Source organism: Pseudomonas sp. RIT-PI-o (genome assembly GCF_001297215.1).
Taxonomy (GTDB): Bacteria; Pseudomonadota; Gammaproteobacteria; order Pseudomonadales; family Pseudomonadaceae; genus Aquipseudomonas; species Aquipseudomonas moraviensis_A.
This window is the reverse complement of sequence record NZ_LHPA01000016.1, coordinates 161,036-171,833: the sequence shown is the minus strand read 5'-3', so window position 1 is coordinate 171,833 and position 10,798 is coordinate 161,036. Positions and strand designations below refer to the sequence as shown.

The following is a 10,798-nucleotide window of genomic DNA, read 5'->3' as shown; positions in this document are numbered from 1 at the left end:
AACATGGATCAGTTGGCACTCAAGGCAATCGAGCGCATCGCCGCCGAACGGCGCGCGCCGTATCAGCACATCACGGTCGAGCGGATCACGCCGATCATCGGCGCCGAGATCGGCGGCGTCGATCTTTCGCAGCCGCTGAGCGACGAGCAGCTCACGGAAATCCGCCGGGCCTTTCTGGAGAACCACGTGGTGGTGTTCCGCGATCAGCACCTGACGGTGGACGAACACAAGGCGTTTGGCCGGCTGTTCGGTGAGCTGCGGGCTCTGCCGGTGGAAGACATCGACGGCGATGACCCGGAGCTGGTGGTGATCCGCGCCAATGCGCAATCGCGCTACGTGGCCGGCGAAACCTGGCACACCGACGGCACCGCCGATCTGGCGCCGTCCATGGGCTCGATGCTGTACGTCAAGGAAACCCCGGCCATCGGCACCGGCGGCGACACGCTGTTCGCCAACATGCACCTGGCGCTGGAAATGCTGTCGCCGACGATGCAGCAGTTTCTCGGAGAATTGACCGCGATCCATGACGGTGCGATTCCGTGGAAGGGCTATGAGGCGCCGGCCAATCTGCCGAAAACCGAACACCCGGTGGTGGTTCGCCACCCGGAAACCGGGCGCAAGTCGCTGTTCGTCAATTCCGGGTTCACCTCGCACATCGTCCAGTTGTCTGACGGTGAAAGTCAGGTACTGTTGAACATGCTGTTTGACCTGGTCGCCCGCGAACCGGTCGTCAGCTGTCGCGTGCGCTGGGCGCCGAACAGCCTGGTGTTCTGGGACAACCGCTGCACACAGCACCATGCGGTCTGGGATTATTTTCCGCACTCGCGGTATGGCGAGCGGGTGACGATTCTGGGGACGCAGCCCAAGGCTTGAGTCTAAAAAACCGGTGGGAGAGGGCGCCGCTCCCACCGCTCATTCACAGACCTTGTTTGAGCAGTTGCTCGACGATCAACTCGCCGAACGCCAGATTCCCGTGCAACGGGTCATCCACCTCGCAGTACGCCGGAAGCTGAAAACCCAGCTCATCATTCGCCGCCGCGCGCACGTCGATCAGCTCGATGCCGAGCCCTTGCAGGCGCTCGATCAGCAGCGCCTGCGCGGCCATGAACACGCGTGGGTCGGACAGCTCTGGCACCCGCTGCGGCGGCAGCACGGCGAACACCTTGAGGTTCAGCGCCCGGGCCTGTTCATAAAACGCCAGCGCAGGCCGGGACAAGGTGTCGATGATGGACTCGAACAGCGGCCTGGTGAGAAAACCTTCGTCGAATTCGCCGTCCGGCGTCTGGTAGCAGGTCCAGTTCGGCGCGGTGGCGAGATAGTGCAGGCTCAGGCCGATGGTACTTACCAGCGGCACCCCGACCTTCGCCAGTTGCGGTACTTCGAATGGCTCAAGGGCCTGGCGATACAGGCGCTCCATCTCGACGTCCCGAAACGCCACGTCATGACGGGTCAGGCTGAAAAAATCCACCGCGAAATCCCGGCCGGTGCCCAGCGGGCCGCCACTGAAAGGCAACTCGCGGGCCTGCGCTGCCTTGCCGATGACCCCGGCATGGGAATCGCCCAGCAGCAGAAACCTAGGCGTAGTAATCGAGCACGGCGTCTTCACAGACAAGCTCCTCACTGGACACGCAGGTGGAGGCAACGCTGGTCGGCGCCTGCAGCGGTTGAACCGCATCGAGCCCGGCGAAAAACTGCCGCATGACAAATGCCACGCCTTCAGGCGTGACCTCCCGCTGGTTGGGTTGGTAGAACGCGCCCTTGAAAGGCGTGCCGGTGATGATTTCGAAGGAGGGGAAATAGTCGACGTCGTGCAGGTCTTCGCACAGCTGCCCGGCAACGGCGCGCAGGACTGATTTGGAATAGGTGGTGGCGCTCAACACATGCTCGCCCGTGGCGGTCGCCGTCAGGGGCACCGGTGACACGGTGAGCAGCAGGCGCAGTTGCGGGTTGATCGAACGCATCAACTCAAGCGCCCTGACCATGTCCCCATAGGTGTCCATGAAGCCGAAGTTGCAGAAGCAGTGCAGCTGCGGATCAAAGGTGCCGCGCACGGTGCCGGGGCACACGGGATACACCAGACCGGTCTGGCGGTTCTGCCAGGCTTCGGTCAGGCCCAGGGTGAACACGAACACTTTGGCGCGGCGCAGGGCGGTGCGGATGGCATCGAGGGTGGCTTCACGCGAGGCGAACACTGCGTCCTCGCTGGCAAAGCCGTCGGGTTCCACGGCGGGGCGGAACGGGTCGAAGAAACGCCCGTCATGGGCCCAGGTTTCGTCGGGTGGCAGGCTCACGCCGAGCGCCCATTCCAGCCATTGGCACAGCATCGCCGGAGTGTACAGATTGCCGGTACGAAACGAGAAAACTCCATAGTTATGGGCCTTCCAGTCGGTTTCGGGCAGTCCGGGCGGGGCCGGTTCAGCATCCAGCCAGTTCATGCCGCGTTCGCCCAGCGCCCGGCCGATGTGCTGGGCGAAACACGAGCCGGCGGTGACGATGGCGTCCTTGTTGCCGATCTCGAATTGTGGCGTCCACAGTTGATCGATGTTCAGCGCGGGCTTGTCAGCCACGGCGGTGCGCCAGAAAGCGCGGGGTGGCAGGCACTGATAAGGGTTCACGAGGAGGGCCTCCTTGGCGGTCGCTGATAAAACCGGTCAGCTGATTTGATAGCGGTAGATCAGGTCGTCAAACCACCGATCTCCAATCTGATAGGCCTGCGGCACGCGGCGCTCGAATACAAAACCGCATTTCTCCAGAACCTTGCATGACGCGATATTACCGTCGGTCACGGTCGACTCCAACGAGTCCAGGCCGATGGCCGCGGCATAGTCGATGATCGCCTGCCGCGACTCGGTGCCAAAGCCTTTGCCCTGATGCTCGGGCAACAGCAGGCAACCCACCTCGGCATGCCCCGGCGACAGGATGCGGAATCCGGTCACACCCAGTTCCTGCCCGCTGGCCCTGTCGATCACCACCAGACACAACCAGTGATCCGACTGCGGCCCCCAGGCCGGAAGCCGATGCTCGAAGCCTTTGCGCACCTGGTCCTCGGCGATTTCACCGAACACATACTGCATGGTTTGCGGCTCGGAATGCAGCCTGAGGAACAGCGGCCAGTCGGATTCGACCATCGTGCGCAGGTCCAGGCGTTGCGTGGTGAGCTCAAGCATCCGCAGCTCCTTGCAAGGGCGGAAAGGGAAGACAGTTTTTACTGGGTGTGGCGCGAAAGATCAATGATGCAGCGGATTTCGTGAGCGTATTCTCAGCGACATCACCGCGCTGCCCTTGACACCGTTAATAAAGCAGCTCTCAAAGGTATTGGCAGCACATGTGATAATTCGTAAATCCTGAATTGCCGTCGGAGCATCGCTGGTTTTTTCCATTTTCGCCGCGGTTGCGTTCTCCACAGCCGTGATCCTGAAAGGTGCAACGCCATCAGTTCAGGCGTTCATGTATCAGGCCAGCCTACTTCTTACGTAATGCGGAGCGGATGTGACGCGCATCGGACATCTGAACGCGAATCGACCGTGTAAGGCCGTCAGATTTGAACATGGAACCCGTTAGGGCTTCAGTTATGCCTGCTAGTCGTTTATGAACTCCTCAAACTTGCGATGAAGCGTATGGCCTGAGTATCTCGAAATTTTTTCACTGCCCACCAGGTAGGATGCGATGGTTTTAGGCTTGCGGCCCATATCTCTGGAAGCCAGCGATGAGACGGCGCCTATCAGAAGTCCGGTGCAAATCCGCCAAGGCTCATATGGGTCACCCGAGCTGAATGTCGGCAGTGCAATCATGGTTGCCGCGACGGGTATCCCAACTGAAAAAATGCTGCATAGGTCCTCCTTGCGGAAAAATCCCAGCGTATCCCTGTAATCCGCTTTGGCCCGCTCAAAACGATTAAGCTCCAGGATAATGGCTAACCCATCAAGCCGGTGCGTCAGCCTACGACTAGGTCATGCAGGGTGAGAGATAGTGAAATGCTCTCGCTTACCTCCTGCTACGTCAAAGGTCGGATCTGGCTTCCAGCCCGCAGCAGTGACATTATCTCGCCATCTATAAATATCGCTTGGGGAGAATGGACTTGCTGGATCTTAAGGACGACGAACAACTGAGGACTGCGTGTATTAGCCTCCAGGAGCAGGTGATGTCCTTGGCGGGTAATCAAAGCTGGATCACCGAATTCAAGAAATGGTTGGTGCGTGTCAGGGATGTGTCCCATGAGGAGTTCATAAGCAAGGACTTCCAACTCGCGCTCTGGGATACCGAGGCTGTTTCGGCAACAGGCATGGGGCGCATCAACATATCTGCGGTCGCCGAAAATTCGGAAATCGCAGAAAGCCTCTGGCAACTGAAGCAAAAGTACGCGCAGACCCGGGATCCTACTGAGAATGAGATGCTCATCGCTGAAGCTTGGTCGCAAATTGCGTCCGCGGTTGGTGCGCTGACCAAAAGAAACCCTCGACTCAAAATGTACCGCGTCTTCGCGTTGCTTTGTCCAGGTGCTTTCACGTCGATAGCGCATCATCGGAAACTGCGAGAGCTGGCGCATGCCTTGGGGCTTCCACTGAGCGGTCAGAGACGTCATCTGCACCGACTCGTGTTGAACCGGTTAAATGAAGTGCTGGGTGAAGTGGCTGACGTTTATTCCAGGGAGGGCGTCTCACGATTGACGTTGCCTTGGCTAATGTTCGTCAACTATGTTCAGAACCCAGAAGGCGAAGCCACCGAAATATCCGACTTAGAGACAGGTGACGAAGTACTCAAGCCCTTGCCTCCTGAAAGGAGGAGGCGCGGTCTGCTGGCGATTGGCGGAGGCACAGCCACCATTCAAAGCATGATCGACTTTGCAACAGATGGATGCACTCGTGAAGACTTCATCCAACACTTGCAATCGATCAGCCCTCAATCAAAAACGTCGACTTGCAACACTCAGCTGAACGCTCTGATCGCCGAATGGGGCGTGCTGCGTGCCAACGGAAATAACCTGCAATTAACACCCCGCGGCGAGGCATTTCTGGAGTCGGGTGACCCAGATGAGATCATTGACTGGATGATCACCCGCATCTTGGGGTTTGACTATTTGCTAGTGGCATTGCGTGACTCACCGTTATCCAACCGTGAGGCCATCCTCACTCTCAGAAAGGCAAATCCTGGATGGAAGTCTGATTTCGCCCCCTCAGCAATTATTAGTTGGTTCAGGTACCTTGATCTAGCCACGATCTACGAGAAAGTGCTCAGCCTCACTGAAAGGGGCAGACAGTGGGTTAACCGCATTCACTGGGAACCAAAGGGTCTTGCGAGCATTCCAGACATCAGCCCTTCCTTGGCTCAAATACCTCCGGTACAGCTCGATATCGATATCGAGAGGCCTAAGCTAGGCGCCTTGATTGCGCGATTTGATCAAGAATTTCGCTTTCCAGAAGAGCTGATTGGACAACTTGATGCTGGATTGTGGGGGCATCCGAGGCGCCATTTCGCGGTACTCACAGGCTTAAGCGGTGCGGGAAAAACGCAACTTGCCCGTAATTATGCGCTCAGTCTGTGGCAGGACGATCCCGAGCCAAGTGAAGGGTTGCTGATCGTTCCTGTCCAGCCAGGCTGGCACGACTACACGAGTCTGCTGGGTTACGTTAATCCGCTGGAGTCTGACGCATATGTGCGTACCGGCGTTCTGGATTTCCTCCTGCAGGCAAGCGCCAACCCGACGAAGCCCTACACACTGGTTCTTGATGAAATGAACCTCTCTCATCCGGAACAATATCTGGCGCCTCTGCTTTCAGCGATGGAAACCGGCGAAACGATCGTCTTTCACGGTCAAGTTGACGAGATCGATGGTGTTCCTCCAGGCATTCCGTATCCGAGCAACCTCGTGATCATCGGCACCGTGAACATGGATGAGACCACTCATGGGTTGAGCGACAAGGTGCTTGATCGAGCGTCTGTGATCGAGTTTTGGGACATTGAGGTCAAAGCATTTCCTGGCTGGCAGAAGAGCTCGCTTGAGGATGAACAGATTTCAATCGTCAGAAATCTCATGTCCTCACTCATGGATGTGCTTCGCCCAGCTCGACTGCATTTCGGGTGGCGCACGCTCAACGATGTGATTGGCTATCTGCAGCAAACGCAGGCGGGTGGTGTCATCGAGTTCTCACGAGCACTCGACCATGCCATTTATTCGAAGATACTCCCCAAATTGCGCGGTGAAGACAGCCCTCGACTTCAGGAGGTGTTCACATTGCTCCATACCACGCTCAAAAATGCGGGGTTGGGAATGTCGATGCGCAAAGTCAAAGAAATGGCTGACGATCTGGCTCACTCCGGCTCGACCAGATTCTGGCGGTAGACCATGTCGATCATCTTGCAGGTAGAGCAGGGGGACGCTCGATTTGACGTGCACCCAGGTCAGTTGAACCCAGGTTTTATGGAGAAGAAGGTTTATCGTTTTACCGCGCTTGAAGGCTTCTCTTTCTACATTGATGACGTCTTGATCAAGACGGTCGACGAAAACGAGGCGTGTGCTTGGTTATGGTCGCCAGGCTTTTATGCAGGAGAGGTCGTGGCAGAGCTTCTGGATGACCGAGGGAGAACTGCCGCCATTTACCGGCTGGACGTTTCGGCAGCTGATAATAAGCTCGGAGGTCAGGCATTCGCTGCCATGGTTAAGGCGATACTGGATTTCGACCCGGCTCTCGTTATGGGCACAGAAGAGGCTCAGTTTGGAGTTGGCCATGATGGAGCGCTAACCAACGCGCATCTGCAGTATGCGAGGCTGAGGCGCTATGGAGATCGGTTTCACCGCGCGCTCAAACAGATATCTCAGCGGCCGTTAACAACCTTGAAGAGTGTTCGCACGTCGGTGAGTGCGCACACGGTCAAGCGGTTGGACTCCGCATCCGTGCATAAGGCACTCAGAGGGCCAACGGGACAGGCACTCTTGCATCCTGCCAGCACTCAGCGTCCGGCCTTGAATACTGTTCGCTTCGAGGTCAGCAAATCTTACGAGGAAGAGGACAATCCGGCCAATCAGGCCATTGGACTCGTTCTCTTCGATCTCCTTAGGCGGTGTCGGCAGGTGGTGAGGGGGCTTCAGCATGCAGCTGCCACTGAAGTGGTCTGCGATACCCGATCAGCATTAACGCCAAGGCTCGTACGTCGAATCGCGTTCACCGAGTCGCTTGCTAGCAAGCTTCAACGGCTTCAACGCGCGAGACCTTTCTGCATCGTGACTGCCAGGCGTCTATCGGCTGCTGGATTGAATGCGATCTCTGCTCACCCCGCATATGCGCGAGCTTATCGGTTTGGTTGGTACGCGTTGCGTTCAGGCTGGTTTGGAAAGGATCCTGATGAGACGCTGTGGATCAGCCCAACATGGGAGATTTATGAGCGGTGGTGCTTTGTAACTGTAGTCTCACAGCTGCGACGTCAGTTTCCTGAACTCGTCTGGAGTCGTGAATATCGATCGGTGGGTCTAAAAGAAATCGTGTGGCGGGGAATAGCGGCTGATGTGACCGTTGAGGCGTGTTACCAAGTCCGATGCCCAGCGATTGATCAACCTGCGCATCGCGGTTTTCAAAGCTTATCGCGAGAGCGATATCCGGACATCGTCGTGACGTTGGACTCGCCTTCGGCGAAGCGCTTCTTGGTTTTCGACGCGAAGTATCGCAGCGCCCGCGCCAGCGTCCTGGATGCAATGGAGTCAGCGCACATTTATCACGACAGTCTCCAGTGGAAGGGCATCAAGCCTGACGTCTCATTGCTGCTGATACCACGGGCAGACAAAGTTATGTCGCTTGTCAGCCCGACCTATCATGCGGACTATGGGGTCGGAGCTTGGCAAATCGGGGCTGAATCAGAAGGGGAGGCGCTGGGGATCGAGCTCAAACGTATTTTGTGCAGTCTCAATCGCGGACGCTCCGGCGCGTACAATTGCTACTGGAACGGCGAAGTAATCGATTTCGCACAGTAGCGCTAAACTCGCTGACAATCCCACAACCCGAAATAAAGTCTTCGGCTCCCGGCGTATTGGTTCGCGACGCCGGTGCGACCGTTCAGGTTCACAAGCGGCAATGTTTTCGATCTTCACAATCGTTCAACGCTCGTAGACAATCCGCGCTCTGTTCCGGGGTAGTTCAGCGGTAGAACACTCGGCTCTTAACCGGGTGGGCGCTGGTTCGAATCCAGCCCCCGGACCCACAACATCGCAGGCTCGGAAGGACTCATGCTCAGGGACGATAGGGAATCGAATGCGAACGCCGGCATAGGTGCCGGCTATGCAGCCTTTCAACTGTCTCGAGCACTCACTGCACCGGGCCTCGACAATGACGGACAGACGAGCAAGCGCATCGAGCGCTGGCGCAATGTAATCGAGCACATATTGCAGGGATCGGCGTCGTATGGCTCACGAACTCCATTCGCGGATGTGCCTGAGTGGGTCACGCTGGAAGTCGTCACTGGAGGTTTCGCCACTGGGCAGTTCTTGGCCGGCGGTGCACTGACCGAGTACGAGCGACAGTTGGCTGCTTCGATTCCTGGTATCCGTCCTGGCTTCGAGCGACTCGATCTCAACACTTGGCACCTTACGGAGGAGGGGATCGAGGTACTGCAAACGAAGCTGGCGAGCGGGGATTATCGAATCGAGGTGCCCGAAGAAGCTGCACTGCTGACGGTGGCCTGGTTGCTGGGGCAGCAACGTACAGAGAACGCATGGGACCTGGTTGAAGCGATAGCGCCTTTCTTTGAACAGCTGCGATTCTTTCCGATGGCTTCTGACGGTTTGCCGCTTTCAACAGCTCAAGTGCAGGTTTTTACTGTTGGGGATGTCAGAGCCGTGCTTTCAAATCGCCCGGCACAGGCGCGCGTGGCAGTGCAGAAGCATGTCGTGGAAACTTGTTTACCGCTTTACGATTCGGCGGTGTCGCTGTTCCTTGTAACGTATCAGGATGATTGGCCTTGTCGCCGGTACCCCGAGGGCTGGTTCGAGCAGGCGAATATTCTGAAGCGGCAGTTCGATGCTTCTTGCCCCAGCGCTTCAGGTGAAGCTGAAAGCTCAAGGGATCGGGTAGGGGAGTTGTTTGCACTGCTGGGGAGTTGCGCTAGCGATGCGGCGTCGCTTACGGGACGGCAAGTCGGACGAATTCGCAGGATCGTCGACGATTTCGTACGCAAGCATGGTCATCCCGAATCCCAATCTCATCAAAAGCACAGAGAGTCTCAACGCAGTCACGTGTCCTCACCCGGGCACCATTTATTTGCTAAAGCGGTTGCCGCACGTCTGAGCAGGTATCCCGGTTCGGACGGAGTTTCCGACTTTTCATCTCTGTTGCAACCCGTTACCTGCGAAGAAGCGACCGCATATTCGCTGTTAACAGGTATCGGCATTCCTCCTGATATTCGTCGACGCGTCGAGCGGTGTCGAAAGGGCACAATTGCTGAATTGATCGAGAAGGGATTAATTACATCTGGTGATACCGTGGCGCGTCTGCTGCCAGCGATAACGGCTGAGATCTGCAGCGCAGGATTTCGCGATACGTCGCTGCGGATGCTGTCTGTCGCAACCTATCGCGCCTTTCGACAACGCCGATCATTGTTGCTGTTGGATCTGCAAACCCAGGTCAAAATGAAGGAATTGCCGTGGGTGGCGGCTGTTGAAGACCAGCGAGAAACGGACGCGGTGGTCGCTGAGGCAGCGAAACAGTTCCTGATCCAATCCGCAGCAATGACTCTTTGCGCTTTTCCTCAAGCGATCCTGCCCAACAAACTGATTCAGGAATTTGCCGCGCTTGCGGCGATGGCCAAGCTGGATCTGCCTTTTGTGGAAGAAGTCGCCTCGGACATTTTCATGGGCGCTTTCTCGAACAAGTACATAAGAGCTGCCAGGCAGGCGGCATCTTTGACAGGTGGCACGCTATACGCCAATTACTACGACATTGATGCAAGCCAATTGGCGATGCTTCCTGATCAACCGAAATCCAGGCGCAAAAGGTTCTCCAGGCCTGACGCTAGTAACAGGGACGCATTGGCCAGATTGTGCTCCCAGCGCGCTGATGAGGGCCTGGGGGCATGGCGACCGGCGACTAACGGGAAAATCATTGAGCAACAACAGATCCTGACGACACAAAACCTCTCGCTCTTATTTGGTGAGCTTGGGTTGAAAGCGCTATTGCAGGATCGCCTGGCTTCGATGGCTGAGGAATGCTTCAAATGGATATGCGTACGCCAACAGATGAAATTGCGCCTTTATCACAGCAGCATGGTGATGATTAAAAATACGGCTTATGCCTGGCGGCAGATGGTGTTTTATCTAGCGATGCTCGGTGAGGCAGAAATGCAATTCGCGATTGAACGTATCGAAGCTCATTTCGCGACTCAGCCTAGTGCATTTCGTGAAAGGTTCCTGCCGGCGATTAGAGGATTGCGAGTAGCAGCTTCTGGCACACCGTTGACCGAGGCTCGCCAAGCAAGCGAAGGTGCTCAGGTTTTTATCGGATGGACTACCGAGAGACATTGGTTGTTGAAGCTGCAAACGAATGGCGTTGCTTAGACTGAGAGGCTGGGAGTGGTGGATGTGATATCTGAAGCCTGAGGCTATTCGCATCCATGATTTAACATAATATACATTACACGTAACAAGATGTTACGAGGTTGTCGTGGTTTCCACGCGGAATTGAGATCCATTGCCAGGTCAGCCGCTAAACCTCTACCTCCGATATTGCCGTAGATTCCCCATCCGATCATTCGACTGAAAAAATCCCGCTACTGACCGTAACGGGATTTCTGATCTGGTTTGAAATGCCCCGATTCG

At 56.5% G+C, this 10,798-nt stretch carries 8 protein-coding genes and 1 tRNA gene; 5 read left to right on the top strand and 4 right to left on the bottom strand.

Features of this window, described 5'->3' with window-relative positions:
• Positions 1–3: 3 nt before the first annotated feature.
• Positions 4–873, top strand: a complete 870-nt coding sequence (locus AEQ63_RS06765; RefSeq protein WP_064362334.1) for a TauD/TfdA dioxygenase family protein — start codon at positions 4–6, stop codon at positions 871–873.
• A 43-nt stretch (positions 874–916) separates the two neighbouring features.
• On the opposite strand, the gene AEQ63_RS06760 is transcribed toward AEQ63_RS06765, so the two are convergent.
• The 4 genes from AEQ63_RS06760 to AEQ63_RS28600 are packed head-to-tail and all read right to left on the bottom strand — an operon-like array spanning position 917 to position 3,404.
• Positions 917–1,606 carry a hypothetical protein gene (locus AEQ63_RS06760; protein ID WP_064362332.1) on the bottom strand — a complete coding sequence of 230 codons (690 nt, stop codon included), beginning with the start codon at positions 1,604–1,606 and terminating at the stop codon, positions 917–919.
• Positions 1,575–2,615: a GSCFA domain-containing protein gene (locus AEQ63_RS06755; protein ID WP_064362331.1), complete on the bottom strand. Its 1,041-nt coding sequence runs from the start codon at positions 2,613–2,615 to the stop codon at positions 1,575–1,577. The genes AEQ63_RS06760 and AEQ63_RS06755 overlap by 32 nt, the downstream gene beginning before the upstream one ends.
• Positions 2,616–2,651: 36 nt before the next feature.
• Positions 2,652–3,167 carry a GNAT family N-acetyltransferase gene (locus AEQ63_RS06750; protein ID WP_042609959.1) on the bottom strand — a complete coding sequence of 172 codons (516 nt, stop codon included), beginning with the start codon at positions 3,165–3,167 and terminating at the stop codon, positions 2,652–2,654.
• A 60-nt stretch (positions 3,168–3,227) separates the two neighbouring features.
• A complete protein-coding gene (locus AEQ63_RS28600) occupies positions 3,228–3,404 on the bottom strand; it encodes a hypothetical protein (protein ID WP_161806069.1) in 177 nt (58 codons plus the stop codon).
• 674 nt (positions 3,405–4,078) lie between these two features.
• Between AEQ63_RS28600 and AEQ63_RS06745 the strand changes: the two genes are divergently transcribed.
• The 4 genes from AEQ63_RS06745 (at position 4,079) to AEQ63_RS06730 (ending at position 10,537) form a co-directional block, all read left to right on the top strand.
• A complete protein-coding gene (locus AEQ63_RS06745) occupies positions 4,079–6,340 on the top strand; it encodes an McrB family protein (protein WP_177330590.1) in 2,262 nt (753 codons plus the stop codon).
• 3 nt (positions 6,341–6,343) lie between these two features.
• The gene (locus tag AEQ63_RS06740) at positions 6,344–7,963 is read left to right on the top strand and encodes a nuclease domain-containing protein (protein WP_064362327.1); all 1,620 of its coding nucleotides are present in this window, start codon (positions 6,344–6,346) and stop codon (positions 7,961–7,963) included.
• 152 nt (positions 7,964–8,115) lie between these two features.
• A tRNA-Lys gene (locus AEQ63_RS06735) sits at positions 8,116–8,190 on the top strand.
• A gap of 25 nt (positions 8,191–8,215) precedes the next feature.
• On the top strand, positions 8,216–10,537 hold the full coding sequence (locus AEQ63_RS06730; RefSeq protein WP_064362325.1) for a hypothetical protein: 2,322 nt from the start codon (positions 8,216–8,218) through the stop codon (positions 10,535–10,537).
• Positions 10,538–10,798 lie beyond the last annotated feature (261 nt).

Excerpts from the sequence above, each read along its gene's own strand:
- AEQ63_RS06730 (WP_064362325.1), top strand. The coding sequence starts at position 8,216 with ATGCTCAGGGACGATAGGGAATCGAATGCGAACGCCGGCATAGGTGCC.
- AEQ63_RS06740 (WP_064362327.1), top strand. The coding sequence starts at position 6,344 with ATGTCGATCATCTTGCAGGTAGAGCAGGGGGACGCTCGATTTGACGTG.
- AEQ63_RS06750 (WP_042609959.1), bottom strand. The coding sequence starts at position 3,167 with ATGCTTGAGCTCACCACGCAACGCCTGGACCTGCGCACGATGGTCGAA.
- AEQ63_RS06765 (WP_064362334.1), top strand. The coding sequence starts at position 4 with ATGGATCAGTTGGCACTCAAGGCAATCGAGCGCATCGCCGCCGAACGG.